This window comes from Cyclobacterium jeungdonense, from assembly GCF_010994275.1.
Taxonomy (GTDB): domain Bacteria; phylum Bacteroidota; class Bacteroidia; order Cytophagales; family Cyclobacteriaceae; genus Cyclobacterium; species Cyclobacterium jeungdonense.
The window spans coordinates 1032516-1055815 of sequence record NZ_WMCD01000001.1 but is presented as its reverse complement, the minus strand read 5'-3'; the positions used below and the strand labels follow the sequence as shown (position 1 = coordinate 1055815).

Below are 23300 nucleotides of genomic sequence, written 5' to 3'. Positions count from 1 at the left end.
AGGCCATGTCAAACAAACTGAGTTCCGTTATTTACAATTACAGACGTTACAAGGCTGACCAGGTACTCACCCACACGCAGCTAAACGAATCCATTTCCTACTTTGAAGACCAGGATCGGCTGACGCGATTGGCGCTTCATGGCGTCGGAATCGTTCATGGGTTTAAAGTTTCCCTTGATGAGGGGGGAGAAGTGCCGCAGGTGACCATCGATCAGGGAGTGGGAATTACAACAGACGGTGATCTGCTTTTGCTTCACGAAGAGGTACCGGAATCCGAACCTCTGGAAAACACCATTGGCATCGAGGGACTAAGTTACTCCCATTTTCGTGAATTTTCCGATGAAAATGCCAACTATACTCCTTATTTTTTTCCTGGAGGTGAACAAATGCCCCTGTGGGAACTTTGTCAGGAAGGCGACGAAGAAGCACAACTGCTGGAAGAATTACCAGGATGGAAAGACAAAGTTTTTCTTCTTTACTTGGAGTGTTACCCCAAACCGCAGGACATATGTGGGGATATCAACTGCGACAATCAGGGTATTGAACAAGTAAGCCGCTTGAGAATTCTGTTGATGGATGAAGGGCAAGCGGAAAGTCTAATTAGTCATGACCCTATCTTTTTGCGAAAGCGAAAAGTAGGTGAGGCCCTGAATGCATTATCTTCACTCCAACTGCTAAAAGTAGTCCACCAAAAAGAGAATTCGCTTTCTATGCTGCAGATGGACCGATTGTACAGAGAAGCCATTTTTGAAGGAAATACCCTGGCTGATCTTCAGGCTGGTTTGCATCTTATTAGCTCAGAATTCGGCTTTTTACTGCAGCAAGACGCCTCTCTTGCAGGCCTAATTAGTCAATTGGATGAATTGCTTCTTCTGCATTTTAGCATAGAGGAAGAGGAAAGTTATCAATACCAACAGTATCGTTACCTTCTCATGAAGGATTTGATCGGGACTTTTAACAAGTTATTGAAGGCCCTGGTGGAGTTCGACAGCTGGCCGAATCCAGATGTAAATGCTTTTCCAAAGCACCTGCTTCTTGGTAAAATAGAAGACCAGGCCTTCGGACATGATTTTTATCCCTCACCAGCCTTGTCCGATGCGGAACTTCAGCAGAATAAAATCATTTCCCTAATAAGAAAAATTTTCCACTTGCTAGATTCTTTTGATCTTAATGTGAGCGGTGGGTTGCGGATCATTCCAAGTGGACTGAATCATGCAGATGGCAGTTTTCCTTCCATTCCTTTTTATTATCAGCCTAATCCGGAACTTGCCTTCCATTGGCAATGGCCAGCGGCACCCGTAAGTTTTCATTACGATATGGGAAGCAATCCCTTACTCATGGAGTATAACGGGCTTGACCGGTACCTGATTGGAGGACATTTGGAAACAGATGCGGAAAGTACGTTTCAATCCATTCAATCCATGGTGAAACAGTTCGGTCTGGATTTTAAGGTATATCATTTTGATCTCACGGTCAATTCTTCGGATTTCAGCGCATTTCTGGATAAGCATCCCTCGCTCCGTTCAATTGGCGGAGTACCGAAATCGGGAACGTATGTCCTATTAAGCAATGAAAATCAGGTATTTGGGGATTTGGCTTTGGACTACCGGGTCGTGGCTGCTTCCGGAGAAACGAATTTTGGCCATATCCGAGTGGCGGCTTGTAGTTATCCATGGATCAGTAGTTTAAAATATTTGAACAACCTTTCCCGGAGTCTGAAAGGAAGCCCCCGCCGATCCGGCATACAACCAGAAAATTACCGATTGGTGGTGAGAGATTACGTTATCAATGGACATCCGATGATCAGCGGTCCGGTTACCTTGACTATTCCGCTGGAAGCCGTAGCGAGACGCAGAATGCATGCCATCACCGAAACGCTAAACGAACGCTTTCCAGATGGTTTGGTTTTTGATTTTGACGAAGTGCTTAAAAGACTGGTGATTAGCCGGCCATTTGACGATGAATTCAGGATTGGTTTCGTAGATATAACCTTAAATATCAACAGTCCGCTGTACACCTATACCCAGGATGGCATGGAAAAAGCAGACCAGACCTTCAGATTGGATGCCATTCGTTGTGAAGAGGTCAGAAAATACCGATCCTCCACCTACCTTCAACTGCAGGAAGAATTTGCTCCCGTAAACAAAGATGACGATTATGGGGAATATAAAGGAAAGTGGCGGGAGTGGTACTGGTTGATTGAACAGTTGAAAACGGATGCACGGTTTACCGGTAGTAATAAGCCCAGAATACCCCAAACCTTCGACGATTTGCCTGCCTCACTGCAACGTATCATCACTCAGATTCGGAATGTCCTGGAGCAATCGGAAATCAGCCATCAACTTTACCTGACGGGAGACTGGGTGACGGGTAGTTGGGCTAGTATAGAAATGATTAATGACTATCGAAACACCAGTAATACCAGTGATTTGATATTCCGTTTTCTGAACTTGCGCTCTAAATTGCATGAAAAGGAACAGGCTACAAAAGCTTCCTTATTCATCGTTTTGACCCGAGAAGCAGATAGGGCCAGTATGGAAACATTGATGGAGGATTGGACAGATGTAGCCGACATATACATCGAGGGGCCTAGGACAGGAGGTAGAAGAAGGGTAATTGATGGCATTGCAGAAAAAATCCGGCTATGAAAAGGGACCAAACGTACAAATTCCGGATGACGCTTGGTCCCTCATGGGCTTCTTTCCTAGTTCTACAGACTTTAATCTCTAATCTAGTAACGCAACGACTCAAAAGTGATGTAAACAACACAAAAGAACGCGCAATTTCCAGATATTTTGACTTTACGACTGCTTCCTATTCCATACTTAATTGCCAGTAAAATATGCTTTGTCTTGCGACTATGCAGGAATAAAAATACAGAAAAATAGTTACGAATCAAATCAATTATGCGTAAAAATGGCAACCATATTATTCAAAAAATTACCCTGGACATTTTTACCAATTCGAAGGAAACAGGCAACCTCATGGAAAGAGAGGCGTCAACTTTTTTTTATCAGAAAATTTTACCTCATCTGGAGGCTTATTTTGATGAATTGGAAGCACAGTTGGGCAAACAAACGATGGAGATACCCCGGCTTTCCTTAGATCTGCAGTTCGAAACGGATGATTTTTTCAGTGAGGCGAATTTTGAGAGGCCCATTCGCATGGCAATGAATGAGATTATCGGTGAATTGCCCGAATTACGTTCTTCCGTTGAAAGTTTTGCCTACAGGTATCAAGAAAATGGGGAAGCAACCTCCCCGGGAAATATAAATGAACCGTTTCCCAAAGAAAAAATAGAGAAAGGTCCACAGCTGAGGCAAAAAGATGAGCGGTTTTTTGAGGCTTGGCTGCATTTCCTTCAAACTGGATTATTACCCTGGTGGTTGGAAAGCCAGCTGGCAAAAGAAAGGTTTCAGCTGGTATTCCTGGTTTCTGAACTAAAAAACATTAGGAAGTGGAAATCCTTCTTATATATCCTGCAATTCCCTCAGGTACGGCATCGACTGATTTCACAATATTCCGTTTCGGAGCTTAGTGCTGTTCTTTGGGAAGTTCTGAAAGACTGCGGGACCCTGGAAAAACCGACAATTGAAGGAATTTTAGAAAGATTCCCGTCGAAGGAACGGAATCTACCGGTAGGAATCTTGATTGCCTTGGCTTTTGATCACCTAAAAATGACGGAGGAGACAAAAAAAATGACCCAGTGGTTTGGTGATAATCTCTCTCAGGAAAGTAAAAGCCGATTGAAAAATGCCATTCTCCCCTTGATTTCAACGGAAGATAAACGGGTTTGGGGTACATTTTTCGAAAAAGTGGTATTTGGGGGGCATGATCCAGAATTTGTACCCGAAAAGCAGCCATTTAGGCAGATAGAGCTCGACGAAATAGAAAAACAAGTGAATTTTCAGGAAGAGGGGCATTATGTGGATTGTGCCGGGTTGATTTTGATTCACCCGTTTCTGAAAGCCTTTTTTGCCGATTGCGGGTTTTTGGATGAAAAGGGGAAACTACTTGAAAAGGAGTTGGCCGTTCTTTCACTTTATTACCTGGCTAACAGGGAGGAAAACCCATTTGATTTTGAGCTGCTTTTCGAAAAATACCTTTGTGGAATTCCCTTGCAAATACCGATTGCACGGGAAATTAAGTTGCCGGACATCATCAAAGAAAAGACGGAGAAGTTATTAGGTTCTTTACTAGAACACTGGGAAAAACTAAAAAGCACGGGAAAGGATACCGTCCGAAACGAATTTATTAATCGCAGGGGTAAATTGGTCATCCAATCATCGGCTGATCATCTTAATGTGGAGCGAAAGCCTCAGGATATATTATTGGAAAGCTTGCCATGGAATTTATCCCTGGTAAAGCTTCCCTGGCATTCAAAATTAATATTGGTAGAATGGTAATTTATTAAAGTCATGAAAAAGGCAGTTTATAGAAAATCTTCGGTGGGGGTCATGAATCCGTTTTTTCATCACAGGAAGGATAATCCGTTTTTCAGTTCAGGCAATATGGGTTCCGAACAAATAATAGCTTCAAAAGAGGAAGAATCATCAGAAAATTTACTGCAAAAGCAGCCGGAAGAACAGGAAACGGAGGATAACCTTCAGATGACTCAATCCGATGAAGAGCAAGTTCAGATGATCGAATCTGACGAAGAACAAGTGATGAGCCAGACCGAGGAAGAGGTTCAGATGCAGGAAGAAGAAGAATCGCTTCAAACCAAGGCAGACCAAAAAGCTTCCGATGCTAGCAGGCAGCGGAATGCGGAAAAAATCGAACCGCTGCTTCGTCTGGAAAAGGGCCGGGGCAGACTTCTTGAAGCCGATACGCGGGAATCAATGGAGCGAGCTTTTCGGGCTGATTTTGGCGCCGTCAGAGTGCATACCAATGCATCCTCCCAGTTGATGAATAAAATAATGCATGCGCATGCTTTCACTTATGGAAATGATATTTTCTTCAATGAAAACAACTACCAGCCTGAAACCAAAGCGGGAAAGCATCTCCTGGCACATGAACTCACCCATACCATCCAGCAAAAGGGGCTGAAATCTAAAAACCTTCAGGGTCATTGGCGTAAAAGCGAACGGTACCAGGCGATAGATAAGGGAACCATTCGGGCGGCTATCCATTTACGTTTTGACGGAGCGGTTTGGAACAAAAGCAGCAATATGGGAATGAATACCACTGGCCTCGCTACCGCCGCTAAAAGTCAAATCGAAAACAGTTTTAAGGGTAGCATTGAAAAGGAGGTCATGGGTATTACGATTCAGTACCAGGTTACTACTACCGCTTCCATTCGGGCAATTTCAAAATTAACCGATTTGCAGCTTGGAAAGGAACATTTACTAGTGGTTTTGGATGATTCCCACCCAAAGGTGAAGGGGCTATATGGCAAAGGCCCATTTTATGGAACCATCGTCTATTTGAACGAAAAGTATATTGTCGATATAATATCCGGTGCGGATGTGAATACCATTCCGCATGAAGTTGGGCACACGGCCGGATTAAAACACCTGATAGAAAAAGGCGAAGAAAAATCTCTTTTAGGCGTGCTGATAAAAGATTTGCATCATCAGTCCAATCCGGATAATATCATGTGGAGAGGGGGGGGACACCCTGGCTATACCAGTGCTGAGGCTGATTCCAAACTGGTTAAAACCAATGAGGAGCAATTAGATAATATCTATCAAAATATCGAAAACAAAAAAGTCAACCAATTGGATCTTTTTAGCCTGGTGGATTTATATAGCCTGGAGAAATAGTTCTTAATTAGTACTGCCATGAAAGTATTTCAACGGACATCAGGCAAGCCCAATCACGCTCCCGCAGCGGAGCAGAGTGGTGATTTCTTCCAGGCAAAACTTCAGGTGGGGCAGCCCGGGGACAAATACGAGCAAGAGGCAGATGCCATGGCAGATCAAGTAGTTCAGAGATCTTCTGAATCCCAACTGGAGGAAAAAACTGACTCCTTGCAAACACAGGAGAAAACAGCGAATGAGGTCCAAAAAAAGGCGCACCCGGCAGTTGACATACAACCACTGCCCCTTGCGGCCAATGTGACGCCAGTATTCCGCTCAGAAGCGGACGAAGAACCTGCTCCGGAAGATGAAATGCTTCAAAAACAGGAAGAAGAGGTGTATTGGGATGCCCTGCCCGGGGAGCATGCTTTCCCTGGAGAGCAGGGTGCAGGGATGGTTCAAAGGAAGGAAGATGCCGATTCGGAAATCAATACCCATCTAGAATCACAGATTTCCCAAAAATCCGGAGGATCGGCCATGGATCCAACGACACGGAAAGGCATGGAAAGCGGTTTTGGGGCGGATTTTAGCCAGGTAAATGTCCATACCGATGCGCAGGCGGTTCAAATGAGCCAAGACCTGGGTGCACAGGCCTTTACGCATGGAAGGGATATTTATTTTAACGAAGGTAAATACAATCCTTCAAGTCAATCCGGGCAACACTTGCTAGCTCATGAGTTGACGCACACGATTCAGCAGGGGGCAAGCAGTTCGGTTCAACCGAAGATGATTCAAAAGGAAGGGGATGAAGAACTGGATCCCCCGGAAATGCAGCCTGAAACCGGCGTTCTTGACGATGGAGCCAAAACGATTACTTTTGATGCCATTCCAGTACCTGGATTTAAATTATTGGATCATCGGGGATCCTTGTACACCAGTAAAGCACCGCTAAAAAGAAAAAATAATTATACCAGAGGGAAAACAAATCAAAGAGATGGGGTTTGGAAGACTGAGATTGATCCTACTTCTATTAAAAATCAATTAATTGATTTGTATGAAAACCATCACCATACGCTACCTACCGCGGAAACAACGCATGTTTTTAAAGCAGCAATTTCAGGGAGAAGTGTCAATCCAACTTATATAGGGAACATTGACACGGTGTCTCAGGAATTAACTACTCCGGTTTGGGGAAAGAATAAGGCTTTCAGAAATTTTGATGTAGACCATATCGTCGAACTTCAATTAGCAAACTGGAATACGGAAACCTGGCCGAATACGCTTCCGAATATGGAATTGCTGGATTCCTCAAAAAATAGTTCCAGTGGATCTACGATAAGGGGGCAGATTACCGATAAGTTAACTAGTTTCATAGAGCGACATGGTAGTGAATTTCCAGGCGGGGATGGTTACTTTAAGAATAATTACACGCTGGTTTTTACACAGGCAGAAAGTTTGGATGGAGGAGATAATGAAATTACAGAAAACGAGTTTTGGACCAAAAGGCAAATAGAAACAGCTGAACACCTGGATGCTATAGAAGTGGGCAACCTTTCTGACATTGGAAATGAAGGAGAGGTGCGAATTTTTCCTAATGAGTCTGGAGGTTTAGGTAAACGATTCGTTTGGACAGGTGAAGAGAGTAGTGTGGGTAGTGATGAACGAAATTGGTTGGGCAATCCATTTAGGATCGTAAATAAACATTTTAATACTCTGGGAGATGGGGTGGAAAATACCCCTAATTTGGGTTCCATTTCTGTAAATATTCCCTCCTCTGACAATATCTGGGACCCATGGCCGGAAGACAAGATTTTTGAGGTTACCAGATATCCGGGTTCTAAATACGCCGGTTATGTTACAAAGCAATCCATTAAATCAAGTTTATATGGTCTACGGATAAAAAAAGCAAGTCCTGTAGAAATCATCGAATTGGAACTCATGCCCAATGGGATAGAGGCGTATGGCCATATTATGCCGAATATTCCTATTTTTGAAGGTAGCCCCATAGAATTTTTTATATCCAATGGTGAAATTAGGGTTTCCAAAACTTTTCCTTTCGACCAAATAAACGTTCCTTCTCCATTTGAAATCACAGGTAGCTCACTTACTATTTTTGCAAGTTCTGAAAATGGGCTCGGGCTAACAGGACAAACCGATTTTGCCATAAACCAGGTAGGAGAGGGGCATATCAGCGCAACTGCTTCCACAACCGGCGGTTTCGCGCTGGAGGGTGCTTTTAATTTTGATTCAGAACTGTTTGATCCGGCAGAAATCAACGTGGAATACAAAGAAAACACCTGGACCATCGGCGGCGAGATTGGTATTCCGGAAGGCAAAGTCCGGGGAGTAAAAAGTGCTACCATTACTGCTTCTTACAGTGAAAACAACTTTTCGGCCTCCGGAGAGGCCGAACTGGACATCCCCGGTATCGAGCGTGGAAGCATGGATATACAGTACGGGGAAGCGGGGTTTTCTATTGGAGGAAATTTTGACCTGAGCAGTGATATACCGGGAATAACCGGAGGAAACGTCGAAGCAAGAGTATCTAAACCGGCGGGCGCCGAAACCTATGAGGTCTTTGTTTCAGGTACCGCCCAACCCGATATTCCAGGAATAACCACTTCCTTAGCCGTAACTTACGAAAACGGCGCGCTTACCATTGAAGGCTCGGCTTCCTATAGCCGGGGAATGTTAAGTGGTACCGTTGAAGTGGGGGCTACCAACCGTCCCATTGGAGAGGACGGGCAACCTGCGGGTGAACCTGACGAAAGCATGCGGGTATATGGTGGAGGGGAACTAACCTTGCAGCTAACTCCCTGGTTGGCAGCCACCGCCGGTGTACGCTTGTTACCTAACGGGGAAATTGAGGTGAATGCCAGACTGGCCTCCGAAAGCTATGAAGTTTTTCGAAGAAGGGAATTTAATAGAAACCTCTTTCGGGTACCTACCATCGAAATTCCCTTGTTTGCGATCCCACTAGGGCCAAGAAGTATTGGACTGGTAGCCCAAATTGGCGGTGGACTGGATTTCACTGCTGGTTTTGGTCCGGGTGAATTGCGAAACCTGTCAGCAGAAATCACCTATAATCCTGAGCGGGAAGAGGAAACCACCGTTGCTGGTCATGGAGAGTTTGCCATTCCAGCAGATGCGGGACTTACACTTAGAGGAGATTTGGGGCTGGGTGTGAGTATTGCCATAGCCAGCTTGTCCGGAGGAATCGAACTTACCGGTACCCTTGGTCTGGAAGGCGAGGCCCTGGCAGAAGTAGATGTCAATTGGAGCCCGCAGACGGGGCTGGCCTTGGATGCCAGTGGAAGGATTACGGTCAATCCGAAATTTATTTTCGAAATCAATGCCTTTGCCCGGGCCAGTCTGGGAATCGGATTTCTGTCTATTTCGGAAACCTGGAGGCACAATCTGGCAGCCTATGAGTGGGGGCCCGGAATCCAATTTGGGATTGTATTTCCGGTACATTATCGGGAAGGAGAGCCTTTTGACATGTCCTTTGACGATATTGAAGTCATCTACCCAGATCTGGACGTAGTCGATATGGCAAAAGGCCTGGCTTTGGATATTAAAGACGATTTATTTGCTTAAATTGGGGGGATGGATAAGGAAAAAGCCATAGCACTGAACAATGAGGGGGCCAGCCATTTTTTAAACAAGGAATTTGATAAGGCCTTGGAATGCTACAAACAGGCCTATGAATTAGATTCAAAAAATTCCTCGATATTGAATAACCTGGGACTTTATTACCATCAGGAAAAAGACTTTCAAAAAGCCCTTGAATTTTTTGAAAGTGCCCAAAGCATAGAAAAGAAGCCTCACTTTCTGGTCAATGGCGGTCATTCGCTCGCCATGATGGGCATGTACGAGGATGCGGCTATGCGTTATAAACAAGCCTTAAAACTAGACCCTGATCACAAAAGTGCCCGTGTCAGCCTGGCTCACCTGGCCACACACACCGGAGATTTAAAAAAGGCCATTGTCATTTGGAAGGAATTGATGGAAGTAGTGCCAGACAATACGTATGCCATCGAACTGGCCAAGGTGTATATGCAAATAAAGGACTGGGAAAAAGCCTTGAAAAACCTGCACAGAATTGAAGTCTCAGATGGGGATGCGCTGGCTTGGCGAATGATCGGGCAATGCGAATACCAACTTAAAAACTTCGGTATGGCCCAAAAAGCCTTTAAAATGGCCTTGGCAGAGAACCCGGATGAAGTGGAAAGCAGGCAGCATCTCGCTATTAACTACCTGGCCATGGGAGACTGGGAAGAAGGGATCAGGCAGTTGGAGATGATACTTCGAATGGATCCCGAAAATCATCAGATAATGACCGAACTGGCGGTTGTATACTTAGGCAAAGGAAACATGGATAAGGCGACCACCTGGCTGGAAAAAGCCCTGGCTATCAAGCCTGATTTTCCTAAAGCTTTGCGTTACAAGCAGATGTTGGATTCAAACCAATGAAAGGCGTACTGTCTGTGTATTTTTAATAAACCGGATTTTCGTATGAGGGAATTACTGGAATTTTTGCAATTGGTGATAAAAAGTCGCCTGGATCACGATATGGGTAAGACCAAAACCCTGCTTAAACCACAAATGGAGCTTTCATTTGATCCAAACCAATTTCTTGGGAAAACCATCAAAGAATTGGGGATCAAAGACCAGGATCTGCTTTTACTTGCTCTGGCCCTTGCTCCCTATCTGGACCCGGGCTTTCTAAGTAGGACCATTCATTCTTATTTTCCTGAAGGAGCAGATTTCCCAGAATTTGGGGGATATAAAAGTAAACACCATCGGGGTATTATACCTACTGGAGAAACTTTGCTGTATTTGCTGGCAGGAAAAGATCCCCTGACCCGTAAGAAATACCTTTCCATTTTTCAGGAATCCCCTCTTTTTATCCATCATCATGTGAGCCTTGGAAATACGGCTGCTGAAGAACCTTTTTATGCCGGTCCCTTAATGCTGGAAGGGGAGTTTGCCGATCAGCTTTTGCTCGAAAAGGTAAGAGATCCGAAACCCAGCACGGGATTTCCTGCCGAACGCATTCAGACGGATCTGGATTGGGAAGACCTGGTTTTGTCCGAAAAAACCTTGATCCAAATCAAGGGACTGGAGGATTGGCTAAGTTATAACGAGCAATTGATGGAAAGTTGGAGCCTGAAGAAAAGGGTCAAACCAGGTTATCGAGTTATGTTTTTTGGTCCTCCAGGAACGGGCAAAACCCTGACTGCCGGTCTTCTGGGAAAATTTACCGGAAAAGAAGTGTACCGTATCGACCTTTCGTTAATGGTTTCCAAATACATAGGGGAAACCGAAAAAAACCTATCGCGCTTGTTCGAGAAAGCCTCCGGGAAAAACTGGATTCTATTTTTTGATGAAGCAGATGCGTTATTTGGAAAGAGGACCAACGTTCGGGATGCCCACGATAAATACGCCAATCAGGAAGTTGCTTATTTACTTCAGCGCATAGAGCAGCATGCAGGAATGGTCATTTTAGCCTCCAATTTTAAAAGTAACCTGGATACCGCCTTTACCCGAAGATTTCAATCCATTATCGATTTTGAAGCTCCAGGTGCCAGGGAGCGAGCTACGCTATGGAAAAAAAACCTACCTTCCTCCATCGCTTTAGAGAAATCCCTGCAAATAGAAGATCTGGCGAAAAAATATCCTTTAACGGGAGCAAATATTGTCAACATTGTTCAACAAGTTGGATTAAAAACATTGGCTGCAGGAAATCCTTATATTAAGGAAGATATATTGATGCAGTGCATTCGGAATGAAATACAAAAAGAAGGTAAAATTCATTAAGATTTATTCCGGAATAAGCCTATATTGTTTTAAAATAGGTAGATCATATTATGAAAGAAAAAATCATTGTAGTCCAGCGACTACTAGCAGAAAAAGGACTTTATCAGGGTGAAATTGATGGTATTCTGGGGCCTGAAACCCTGGCAGCTATACATAAGATTGAGGGAATGAATCCCCAGCTTCCCAATACCAGAAAAATTGCAGCCATCATTCAATTGGGAGCCAATGAAAAAGGCATAGAGGCAGGAGCTGTTGATGGCCTGTGGGGGACCCAAACCCAGTTTGCTTTTGAAGAACTGGTTTTTTTATATCAACACGGCCGAAGAAGATCCGCATGGAGACCTGAGGAAATCGTACCAGCCAATCGTTGGCCCAGGCAAAACAGCCCGGAGTTTCATGAGTTCTACGGTAGACGTGGCGAAAATCTGATTACCATTGACGCGCCCTACGAACTTAAAATTGCATGGGATCTCCGATTAAGAGCCCGCAAAATTACTTGTCATCGTAAAGTGGCAGAAAGTCTGACGAAGGTTTTGGAGAATGTGCGAAACACATACGGCGAAAATGATATCAATTCCCTTCGACTGAATTACTTTGGAGGTTCTTATAACAACCGTTTGATGCGGGGGGGAACCCAGTGGTCGACACACTCCTGGGGAATCGCGGTCGATTTTGATCCCGACAGAAATAGACTGAGATGGGGTAGGGACCATGCTGCATTTGCTCACCCGATTTACAATGAATGGTGGCGTTGTTGGGAAGAAGAGGGCTGGGTAAGTCTGGGAAGGCGTAGGAATTTTGACTGGATGCATATACAGGCAGCGGAATTGTAAGAAGCCGCCTATTAATGGACACTGGGATGATCAAATCACCAGCCTATACCGTAATCTTCTCCGTGGTTACTGGCTCCTCCCCAAAAGGTTCCGTGTTTCCAGTCCATCCAAATGGCATTGATAGGTCCTGAGGTCCTTTCCCTGAAATCAATGGCATATCCCATTTGCCGGAGATCCTTCCTTACCCAGGGGGGCGTTTCGGAGGATAGGGTCATGGCCCCCGGCTTGATTTCATGGTTGCCAAAAGCAGCCTGCATTTGGTAACTGTTCATATTGGCAGCTTCGGTGGCTTCCTGAACGTTCATGCCAAATTCCACGATGTTGAGGAAAAACTGAAGTAGGTTTTGATCTTGCGTATCTCCTCCCTGTACCGCAAAAGCAAGCATTGGCTTGCCTTCTTTTAGTGCCAGTGAAGGAGTGAGCGTGACCCGGGGCCTTTTACCGGGCGCTACCACGTTAAAGGGGTTTACTTCTTTGTCCAATACAAAACTTTGCATGCGCTGACTGAGTCCGATACCTGTTTTCCCAGCAATAACGGCCGGAATCCACCCTCCACTGGGAGTAACGGAAACCACCCAGCCTTCCTTATCTGTTGCTACAATGGAGGTTGTTCCAGCTGTGAAATCCTCCAGAAAACTATCGCTCACTTCGCCATCAGCATCTTCACTATAGCGAAAATAATTTTTACTATAATTTTCCAATTGGTCGGCATAGGGATTGTTCTCTCCCTGATAGGGATAAGGGTTTCCCGGATTGGTCCAGGGATTGTTCATTTCGGTAATCAATTGGGACCGCTCTTTGGCATATTCTTTGGAAAGAAGTCCTTCCATCGGGCTTTTTGGAGCAAAGTCAGGATCCCCATAGTAAAAATCCCGGTCAGCAAAGGCAAGGTTCATTGCCTGATACAAGGTGTGGATGTAGCGGGATGAATTGTAGCCCATACCCTTTAGGTCAAAATTTTCAAGTATGTTCAGACTTTGGAGCAATGCCGGCCCCTGAGTCCATTCCTTCAGTTTGTAAACGTCGATTCCTTTGTAGGAGGTTTGCAGAGGTTTTTCAATTTTTACGCTCCAATTGGCCAAATCATCCAAGGTAATCAGCCCTCCTTGTTCCTTTACACCTCTCACCAGTTCGGCTGCGATATCCCCGGTATAGAACCGATCGTATGCAGCTTGTAATGCTTCTTCTCTTGATTTCCCTTGTTGCAAAGCTTCGCTTTCAGTAGCGACCAATTTTTCAAGAGTAGCTAGCAAATCAGGTTGCGAAAATACTTCACCCGGGTAAGGGGCTTCCCGTTCCTCACCCAGGTGGGGCAAGAATACTTCCCTGGAATAAGGCCATTGTTTGATCATTTCTTTATCGTTTTCAATGGCATTAGCCGTCTGTGCCTCTATGGGGTAGCCGCGGGCCATTTCAATGGCAGGTTCCAAAACCTCTTTCAGGCTTAATTTCCCATACCGGGAAAGCATCGTGATCAGGCCTCCCGGAGTGCCGGGAGTAACCGCTGCCTGTGTTCCGAAGCTTGGAGGGAATTTAAGTCCCTGATCTTTAAAAAATGCCGCTGTAGCACCGGTGGGGGCCACTCCCAACGCATTGATTCCCACTACTTCTTTCGTGTGGGGATTGTATATCAATGCCTGAGTTTCACCACCCCAGCTTAACACATCCCACATGGTGCAGGTAGCTGCCAGCATGGCACAAGCAGCATCTACTGCATTTCCTCCCTTTTGAAAGATCATCGCCCCTGCAGTAGCTCCTAATGGTTTTCCGGTAATGGCCATCCAATGCTTCCCGTGCAATACTGGTTTTTGAGTTCCTTGCCCCAAAACTGGCTGAAAACTTATCGCCCAAAAAAGGATAATGTAAAATAAATACAGTAATAGACGGTTAATTTTTTGTATTACCATTTGGAAGTCCTAATTTTATTGAATAAAGAAATTTATGCAATTAATTTTTATGGATGAAGCTTTTCTTTATGTAATGGCAATTTTTTATATAATCGCCGGCTTCATGCATTTTGTGAAGTCGAGGTTGTATATCAGTATCATACCGCCCTACATTCCGGCTCCTAGACTTGTAAACAGAATGGCAGGAGTAGCGGAAGTGGTATTGGGATTGGGCTTGATTTTCGAATCTACCCGTTCAACAGCTGCCTACGGAATCATCCTGTTATTGATTGCGGTATTTCCGGCCAATCTGTACATGTATCAAAAGAAGAACAAAGGACTTCCGAAATGGTTGTTATTGCTTCGGCTACCGATGCAACTAGTATTGATAGGCTGGGCCTATTTGTACACTTAAAATTTAGAAAATTTGACCTTTAGTGAATTTAATTTTGTTTCCGAGCTCCAGGAAGGTTTGGACGCCATGGGTTTTGAAAAACCAACACCCATACAGGAGCAAGCCATTCCCTTGATCCTTCAGGGGAAGGATCTAATAGCAACAGCTCAAACCGGAACAGGGAAAACGGCTGCATTTATTTTACCTGTCCTGAACCAAATCAGTCAAAGCCAAAAAAAAGGGGTAAAGGTATTGATTATTGCGCCTACCCGAGAGTTGGCCATTCAAATAGACCAACAAATTCAGGGGCTGGCTTATTTTTTGGGCATTAGCTCCATTCCTATTTATGGGGGAGGCGACGGTAATACCTGGGAGCAACAACGAAAGGCCCTGGAATTGGGTGCGGAAATTGTGGTGGCCACACCTGGACGGTTAATTGCCCTGCTGGCAGGAGGAAAAGTAAAATTCGACGCCCTGGAACATTTAATTCTTGACGAAGCGGACCGGATGTTGGATATGGGGTTTTCGGAAGACATCCTCACCATTATTCAACATTTGCCCAAGAAAAGACAGACGTTATTGTTTTCTGCTACCATGCCGTCAAAAATCCGGAAATTCTCGCAGCAAATACTCCAGGACCCAGAGCAGATTTCCATCGCCCTCGGGAAAACGGCAAAAGGCGTGAGCCAATATGTTTATCATGTTTATGATAATCAAAAAGAGGAATTGGTTCGACAGATCCTGAGGTCTCAGGACTTACAGGCAGTTATCATTTTCTGTTCCACCAAAGATAAGGTTAAGTCCTTGTTCAAAACCCTTCGTAAAGAATTTCAGGTGGAGGCGTTTCATGCCGACCTGGATCAGTCGGAGCGGGAGCAGATCATGTCTTCTTTCAAAAACAAATCCCTAAAAATTCTGGTAGCAACGGATATTCTTTCCCGGGGAATAGATGTGGAAGATATCGAAATGGTCATTAATTTTGATACACCGAATGATCCGGAAGATTATGTTCACCGGGTCGGAAGGACAGCCAGGGCTGAAAAGAAAGGAAAAGCAGTCACCTTTGTTAATGAAAAAGACAGGTACAAATACAGGGACATAGAAAACCTGATTGGCTTGGAAATTGAGGTAGTTCCTAACCCGGAAGACATCGGACAGGGGCCGGATCTAAAAAGTGCCCCATCCCGAAAATCTGGTGGTGGAGGAAAACCGAAGGGTGGAGGAAAACCAAAAGGTTATCCCAAAAAATCCAAACGGAAATTCAGGGATAACCCTTCTCAGGCAGTGGGAAATGCTTCGTCTGAAGGCGAAAGAAAGGAACCCGAAAACCCTTCCCCGCAAGACGGAAAATTTCGAAAGCGGAAGAATATTAAAGGTGAATAAAGCGATTACCTAAATCTAAATACAAATACCCATGAACGACAAAAGCATCTACATCATAGGAGCTGGAATTTCAGGATTGGTAGCCGCTATTGAGCTTGAAAAAGCGGGTTACTATCCGGTCATTCTGGAAGCAGAAGATCGGATAGGCGGCAGGATCAAAACAGATGAAGTCGACGGTTATTTGCTGGATCAGGGTTTTCAGGTGTTACTCACAGCCTATCCCGAAATTCACCGTTACCTGGATTTGGATAAGCTGGAGTTAAAAAAGTTTAAACCTGGGGCCGTCATCTTTAGACCTGATGCTACGTTTGCTATCCATGACCCGCTACGGAATCCGCTCAAGGGTTTTTCGATGGCATTTTCCAACATCGGGAGCCTTTGGGATAAAGTGAAATTATTCACTTTGATCAAGAATCTAAAAGAGAAGCAAATAGATACCATTTTTACCTCCCCCCAAACTACTACACTTGAATATTTAAACAAATTAGGATTCTCAAAAAAAATCATTGAGAACTTCTTTGCTCCCTTTTTCAAAGGAATTTTTCTGGAAACCTCCCTGGCTACTTCGTCAAGGATGTTTGAATTTGTGTTTAAAATGTTTGCAGAAGGCCATGCCGCTGTTCCCGCCAAGGGAATGGGACAGGTTGCCCAGCAACTGTTTGAAAATCTGGAACATACCCAAATTCGATTTAATACAACAGTGGCTGGGTTAAAGAAGAATCAGATCGAATTAGCAGATGGAAATACCATTACTGCCGATGATATTATCCTTGCCACCACACATAATAAATTGACAGGACAAGGTGAAGCTGAGTTTCATCAGGTAACCAATCTGTATTTCACCTTGCAGCATTCCTTTATTGGCAAAGCCATGATTGGCCTGGTTACAGATGAAAAGTTCTTGATTAATAACCTGACCTTCATGACGGATGTTAGTCCGCACTACGCCAGTGATGGACGAGCCTTGTTATCCGTTTCTGTCGTCAAAAATGTGGAGGAGCTTGAAAATCTGGAAGAACTGATCGCATTGGAGTTGCAAGTGCTTTCCGGAATTAAGGCCAGCTATTTCAAGCATGTAAAAACCTATACTATTTCCAAGGCTTTGCCGCAAATCAAAGATTTAAAAAACTGGATGCCGTATCAGCATACCAAATTGTATGACCACGTTCACCTGGCTGGGGATTACATGCTGAATGGCTCCATTAATGCTGCCATGACTTCAGGTAGGTTAGCAGCAGAGGCAGTTATAGCCGGAGATTAATAGTTGCGGCGAGCTGACTGAAAAAGGGTAAGGTAGCCATGACCGACCGCTACTGGTAACCTGGTAGTTCTTTAAAACTTGAAACGATGCATAATACCCGCTTATTTCACTGTTCATGATTTGACCAGGCGTATTTAATTCAAATAGGTAATTAGATTCTGGCCTGAAAGGTATACAGATCGAAGTACCTTCCTTGCGATGCAATCAGTTCTTCGTGTTTGCCTCTTTCCACAATTTTACCTTTTTCAACAACCAAAATCTGATCTGCTTGCCGAATGGTGCTTAGGCGGTGCGCAATGACAAAGGTGGTTCTCCCTCTCATCAAACGCTTTAGACTAGATTGGATGTAGTTTTCACTTTCGGCATCCAGATTACTGGTAGCTTCGTCCAGAATTAAAATTCTAGGGTCAGCTAATATAGCGCGTGCAATGGCCAAACGCTGCCGTTGCCCACCTGAAAGCTTGACGCCCCGTTCCCCGATGATGGTGTCCAGACCTTTTTCAAATTGATCGGTAAATTGATTGACATAGGCAGAGGTGACCGCTTCCTGAAAGGCTTCCTCTGAGGCTTCAGGTCGTGGAAAACGGATGTTTTCCCGAATCGTACCTTCAAACAAAAAGTCATCCTGCAGCACCACACCTAACTGGCTACGGTATGAATTCAAATCTACCTTGCTGAGGTCCTGGCCGTCCACTGTTACAAGGCCTTCGGTGGGTACAAGAAAAGAAGCCAGTAATCCCGAAATGGTCGTTTTTCCGGAACCGGAACTTCCGACCAACGCGGTAACCGATCCGGGTGCGGCTTCAAAATCAATTCCCCTAATTACTTCGTTTCCAGGTTCATAACCAAAATGCACATCCCGAAATACAACTTTCCCCTCAATCTTCGGTAATTGAATGTTTCGATTGATGGGATCGGCCTCCAAAGGCAAATTCATCAGTTCTTCTGTACGGTCCAATCCGGCAAAAGCTTCGGTAAGCTGGCTGCCAATATTGCTCATTTGGAGAATCGGCGCTATCATAAATCCAAGGAGTAGGGTAAATGCCAGAAAATCTCCGAATGTAAGTTGTTCTTCCATGATCATGTAGCCCCCGATGCCCATAATTCCGGCAGATGCCAGTCCCAAAAGAAATGTAGCCGAACTGGTAACCACGCTGGTGGCGGTAAGGCTACTTTTGACATTCAAAAAAAGGCGATGTGCCCCCGCCTCAAAAATGGCTGTCTCCTGCTTTTCGGCATTAAAGCCTTTGATGACACGGATGCCTCCCAGGGTTTCGGTCAATCTTCCCGTTACCTCCGCGTTTATTTTCCCCCGCTCCCTAAAAATAGGGCGAATCTTACCAAAAGCTTTAAGAGAGATGACGCCAAAAATAATAACCGGGAGGAGTACGTATAGCGTCATTTTTGGACTAATGTAAATCAGTAATACCAGGCTGATCACAGAGGTTAAAATCCCACCAACCATCTGGGCCAGACCGGTGCCAACCAGATTTCGAACTCCTTCTACATCGGTCATAACCCGGGAGACGAGTTCGCCGGTTTTTGCATTGTCAAAAAAGCGAATGGGAAGGCGGATGATATGCGCCTGCACCTGGGTGCGCAATTTGGCAATCAAATTCTGAGCCTCAACACTCAGTATCTGCGTAAGTCCGTACGAGGTGACTGCCTGAAGGGTCACGGCGATCGTAACCGCCAAAATCAACCACTTTAACAGGTCAAAATTATTTGAAGGAATCACCTCATCTACCAGGTATTTACTGGCATAGGGCAACACCAGCCCAGATAGTCTGCTGATAACGATTAGTACTAAGCCTATAAAAACGAACTTTCTTCGCGGCCAAATAATGGTTTTGAATACGTTTTTTAAACTGACATTACCTGCGGGTTTTTTCATAGGTTGATTTCCAATTGATCCGAAATTTACTGATTTATCAGGTCTTATTGTTAGGGCGATTGATTTATTTGGTTATTCTTGTTGTTTTCGTTTCAAATATAGAGTGGATTAGGAAGATCAATTTTTGAGTATTCAAAATTGGTTAAATGGGTAATTGTTTAATCTTTCGTGTCCCTTAGCAGTTCAGCAAATAGACGGTTACCAATGCTTCCCATAAAATAATCATTCAATATGAATCAATTATACCGTGTTTTATCAAATTTTTAATTCCAGCTATTGCAAATTTATTTTTTATCAATACTTTTCCTGAAATTTAGCTATTAAATATGGAAAAAGTCCTTAATGGGATGGGTGCTATTGTAGGACCGGAAGGAGTCACTTTCCGGGTATGGGCTCCAAACGCGAACAAAGTTTGCCTCATGGGATCCTTTAACGACTGGGATGACACTTCGCTTTTGCTTAACCAGGAAGGGGATGGTTATTGGGCCGTCCATGTGAAGAACGCACAAGAGGGAGACGAATATAAATTCATTATAACCAATGGGGAGAAAGTATTTTACCGAAATGATCCCTATGCCAAAAAAATGAACCACAGCAATGGAAATGGGATCATCATCGATCTGTATAAAGATTGGGAAGATCATGAATTCCATACTTGCTCATTTAATGAGCTGGTAATTAATGAAATGCATGTAGGAACTTTTAACAGAAATGGTGTAGAAAATGGACAAGTTGGCAATCTTTATACGGCGGTAGAAAAATTGGATTATTTGAAAGACCTGGGAATTAATGCCATTGAACTCATGCCTCTTATGGAGTTTCCTGGAGACAACTCCTGGGGCTATAATCCTTCACAACCTTTTGCTGTTGAAACCTCCTATGGTGGGCCGGAAGGACTTAAACATTTTATATTTGAAGCGCATATCAGAGGAATCGCTGTAATTATGGATGTCGTTTACAATCATTTTGGACCATCGGAAACAGATTTGTGGCAATTTGATGGGTGGGAAGAAAACGGCTTGGGTGGAATATATTTTTATAATGATTATAGGGCGAAAACTCCCTGGGGTGAAAACAGGCCTGACTATGGAAGGAAAGAAGTTCGGGTTTTCCTTAGAGACAATGCCATGATGTGGTTGGAAGCTTACCAATGTGACGGACTGCGTCTTGATGCTACGGCCATCATCAGGCTGATAAACGGATATGAAAATACAGAGAACGTTTTACTCGAGGAAGGTTTTAATTTCTTAAGGGATCTAAATACTGAACTAAGAGAAAAATTTCCTCAGAAGATTCTCATTGCAGAAGATCTAAAGGCAGATCCGGTCGTAACGGCTCCTCTCAATTCAAATGGTCTTGGATTTCACAGTCAGTGGGGGGTAGGATTTGTGCACTCCCTCAGAAATGTATTGACCGAAAGGAGCGATGAGCAAAGAAACCTTCAATCAGTGGTGGATTCCGTATTTGAAACATTTAATAATGATGTATTTCAGAGGATCATATTTACGGAATCACATGATCAAGTTGCCAATGGTGCTTCCAGGTTACCGGAGGAAATTCAGGCAGGGGAGGCAGATGGTGAATTTGCCAAGAAAAAATCTACCTTGGGTGCTATTACCCTGTTCACAGCTCCGGGAATACCCATGATTTTTCAAGGTCAGGAATTTTTATCCTTTGGCAAATTTGATGATGTTACGCCCCTTGACTGGGAAATGATAAAAAATTTTAATGGCATAAACAAAATGTATCGAGACCTGATACGCCTTAGAAAAGCCGAAAATGGCAGGTCCAAGGGGCTTACCGGTTCTGGTACAAAAATCCTTCATTATAACGAAGACAACCTGGTCCTCGTTTATGCCCGGGTTCATTCAGCTATACCAGATCAACCTGTAATTTCTATTTTAAACTTTTCCCACGAATTGATTCGAGGTTATCGCATTGCCATGGAGGCGTCTGGCGATTGGCAAGTGATTTTTAACAGTGGTTGGAAAGGCTACGATGAGGATTTTTCGGAAGTCGATTTAGTAGTAGTGAAGGAACAGGAAGGTTTTGACAGCAAACCATTCTCGATTCTGGTCGATATCCCCTCGTATGGTGGAATTATTCTGGCCAGGTAAAAATTGACCTCAATAAGATAGAAGACGGTTCTCTAAGTTTATTTTTTGATGTAATCCCTAATGGTAGTACCTGCAATTTTGATATTATTGTAGATGGTATATTCTTGATACTCCAAGCTACTTTTGTCTTTTTATTAAAAGCCTGAAGCTGCATCCATTCCTCTGGGATCTGCGGCGCCTTCAAGTTTACCGTCTTCTCTTACCAAAATGGCATCCACCCGTCCAATTCCACCTCGTTCGCTGAGTTCATGTCCTTTGGTTTGTAATAACTCCAGAATTTCCTTTCCTTCAAACCCCTTTTCATAGGATATTACATCGGGTTTCCATTGACTATGAAATCTTTTTTCATTAACTGCTTCCTGCATGTTCATGTCAAATTCAATTACATTGACGATGGCCTGAAAGACAGATGTAGGAATGGTCGATCCTCCGGGGGTGCCTACTACCATAAACAATTCCCCATTTTTTTCCAGAATAGTAGGAGTCATGGAACTCAGCATTCGCTTTTCAGGCTCTATTTTATTGGCTTCACCACCCAGGACGCCGAACATATTGGGGAATCCAGGTTTGATGGAAAAATCATCCATTTCGTTATTGAGGATAAATCCCGCCCCGTCTACCAAGACCTTAGAACCCATGCCGCCGTTCAAAGTAGTGGTACAAGAAACGGCGTTACCTTGTTCATCCACGATGGAAAAATGGGTGGTCTCCTCACTCATGGACAAAATGTTTCCTTCCATGATTAGATCTGAGGGAGTGGCAGATTCAGAATCAAAGTTGGTAAATCGTTGAGAAAGGTAGTCTTTGTCCAACAACTCAGCTACAGGTACCGGGAAAAAATCCGCATCGCCCATATAGGCTGCCCGGTCTGCAAATATTCTCCTTTCCATTTCAGTTTTCAAATGAAGGTAGTCTGCATAGGCATCCTTTTGATTGGAAATGGGATAGTCTTCCAGGATACCCAACATCTGGAGAAGTATCAGCCCACCGCTACTAGGAGGCCCCATGGTGATGATGGTTGCCTCTTTGTAATCACCTACCAATGGCTTCCTCCAAGTGCTTTCGTATTTTTCCAAGTCTTCCAGACTGATGATTCCCCCCCCTCTTTCCATTTCAGCTACAATAAAATCTGCCACTGAACCAGAGTAAAATCCTGCCCTTCCTTGATCCCGAATGAGTTTCAGAGTAGTGGCCAGTTGGGCTTGGACAAAAAGGTTACCGGCTTTCCATTCCTTTCCGGTAAAATGGACGGGATCAACCGAGGAATATTTTTTTAGATTTTCAGATGCTCGGGTAAAATAGGCGGCCTCATTTTCTGTCAATTCGAACCCTTCTTCGGCCAATTTTATGGCAGGATTTATCAACCGGCTCCATTCCATGGAACCCAATTTTTCATGCGCTTTCACCATTCCATCCACGGTTCCGGGTACGCCAGAGGCAAGGTGTCCGTTTTGACTTTTTTCGGGTAGCGCATCCCCGTTTTCATCCAGGTACATATCCCTTCCTGCTGCCAGGGGAGCTTTCTCACGGTAATCCAGGGAATGATAGGCCCCGTTATCCTCACGAATAACCATAAATCCTCCACCTCCAATATTCCCTGCCTGAGGGTATACTACCGCCAACGCCATATGGACTGCAATAGCAGCATCAATGGCGTTGCCTCCTTGTTGCAAAATATCCTTTCCTACTTCTGATGCCAGGGGGTGCGCAGAAACTACCATCGCATTGGAAGACAACAGTCCGACGGCTTTTTCTTTAGGTTGGCAGGAAATACCAAAGCCAAGGATAATTACGAATAGCCAGGTTGCCGATTTTACAAATTTCATTTTCATAGTAATTAGTTAGTGGTTTGATCTGTTATAGGTAAAAATCTGCACTGAATGCAGAAAATAAGAAATAGAAAAGGTCTTTTGGGTGAATTTCGATACCAAATTATTAAAAACTTCCGAAAAATCGGAAAATTCAACAAAT

14 protein-coding genes are annotated in these 23300 nt (G+C 44.1%); 11 read left to right on the top strand and 3 right to left on the bottom strand.

The genetic code is table 11. The features are described from left to right. Positions 1 to 5 precede the first annotated feature (5 nt). The 7 genes from GKS34_RS04070 (at position 6) to GKS34_RS04040 (ending at position 12394) form a co-directional block, all read left to right on the top strand. Entirely contained in the window at positions 6 to 2648 is a 2643-nt protein-coding gene (locus tag GKS34_RS04070) for a hypothetical protein (RefSeq protein ID WP_163383505.1), read from the top strand. A gap of 258 nt (positions 2649 to 2906) precedes the next feature. Then, positions 2907 to 4406, top strand: a complete 1500-nt coding sequence (locus tag GKS34_RS04065) for a contractile injection system tape measure protein (RefSeq protein WP_163383504.1) — start codon at positions 2907 to 2909, stop codon at positions 4404 to 4406. A gap of 12 nt (positions 4407 to 4418) precedes the next feature. Continuing rightward, entirely contained in the window at positions 4419 to 5765 is a 1347-nt protein-coding gene (locus tag GKS34_RS04060) for an eCIS core domain-containing protein (protein ID WP_163383503.1), read from the top strand. Between the two features lie 18 nt (positions 5766 to 5783). Next, positions 5784 to 9338 (top strand): eCIS core domain-containing protein, encoded by a 3555-nt coding sequence (locus tag GKS34_RS04055; protein ID WP_163383502.1) that lies wholly within the window; start codon positions 5784 to 5786, stop codon positions 9336 to 9338. Between the two features lie 9 nt (positions 9339 to 9347). Next, positions 9348 to 10214: a tetratricopeptide repeat protein gene (locus GKS34_RS04050; protein WP_163383501.1), complete on the top strand. Its 867-nt coding sequence runs from the start codon at positions 9348 to 9350 to the stop codon at positions 10212 to 10214. A 42-nt stretch (positions 10215 to 10256) separates the two neighbouring features. Beyond that, the gene (locus GKS34_RS04045) at positions 10257 to 11561 is read left to right on the top strand and encodes an ATP-binding protein (protein WP_163383500.1); all 1305 of its coding nucleotides are present in this window, start codon (positions 10257 to 10259) and stop codon (positions 11559 to 11561) included. A gap of 50 nt (positions 11562 to 11611) precedes the next feature. After that, positions 11612 to 12394, top strand: coding sequence for a M15 family peptidase (locus GKS34_RS04040; RefSeq protein ID WP_163383499.1), 783 nt, complete (start codon positions 11612 to 11614; stop codon positions 12392 to 12394). A gap of 35 nt (positions 12395 to 12429) precedes the next feature. On the opposite strand, the gene GKS34_RS04035 is transcribed toward GKS34_RS04040, so the two are convergent. Beyond that, the gene (locus GKS34_RS04035) at positions 12430 to 14301 is read right to left on the bottom strand and encodes a gamma-glutamyltransferase family protein (RefSeq protein ID WP_163383498.1); all 1872 of its coding nucleotides are present in this window, start codon (positions 14299 to 14301) and stop codon (positions 12430 to 12432) included. Positions 14302 to 14335: 34 nt separating this feature from the next. Between GKS34_RS04035 and GKS34_RS04030 the strand changes: the two genes are divergently transcribed. Genes GKS34_RS04030 through GKS34_RS04020 form a run of 3 tightly spaced genes read left to right on the top strand, consistent with a single transcriptional unit; the run spans position 14336 to position 17318 of the window. Further along, positions 14336 to 14695, top strand: a complete 360-nt coding sequence (locus GKS34_RS04030; protein WP_317167954.1) for a DoxX family protein — start codon at positions 14336 to 14338, stop codon at positions 14693 to 14695. Positions 14696 to 14707: 12 nt separating this feature from the next. Continuing rightward, a complete protein-coding gene (locus tag GKS34_RS04025; RefSeq protein ID WP_205602014.1) occupies positions 14708 to 16057 on the top strand; it encodes a DEAD/DEAH box helicase in 1350 nt (449 codons plus the stop codon). A 31-nt stretch (positions 16058 to 16088) separates the two neighbouring features. After that, complete coding sequence (locus GKS34_RS04020; protein ID WP_163383497.1) at positions 16089 to 17318, top strand: protoporphyrinogen/coproporphyrinogen oxidase; 1230 nt, start codon at positions 16089 to 16091, stop codon at positions 17316 to 17318. Positions 17319 to 17469: 151 nt separating this feature from the next. On the opposite strand, the gene GKS34_RS04015 is transcribed toward GKS34_RS04020, so the two are convergent. After that, positions 17470 to 19212: an ABC transporter ATP-binding protein gene (locus GKS34_RS04015; RefSeq protein WP_163383496.1), complete on the bottom strand. Its 1743-nt coding sequence runs from the start codon at positions 19210 to 19212 to the stop codon at positions 17470 to 17472. A gap of 326 nt (positions 19213 to 19538) precedes the next feature. Here GKS34_RS04015 and GKS34_RS04010 point away from each other — a divergent pair, with 326 nt between their 5' ends. After that, a complete protein-coding gene (locus GKS34_RS04010) occupies positions 19539 to 21329 on the top strand; it encodes an alpha-amylase family glycosyl hydrolase (RefSeq protein ID WP_240459186.1) in 1791 nt (596 codons plus the stop codon). Between the two features lie 134 nt (positions 21330 to 21463). On the opposite strand, the gene ggt is transcribed toward GKS34_RS04010, so the two are convergent. Then, complete coding sequence (gene ggt, locus GKS34_RS04005) at positions 21464 to 23155, bottom strand: gamma-glutamyltransferase (protein WP_163383495.1); 1692 nt, start codon at positions 23153 to 23155, stop codon at positions 21464 to 21466. Positions 23156 to 23300 lie beyond the last annotated feature (145 nt).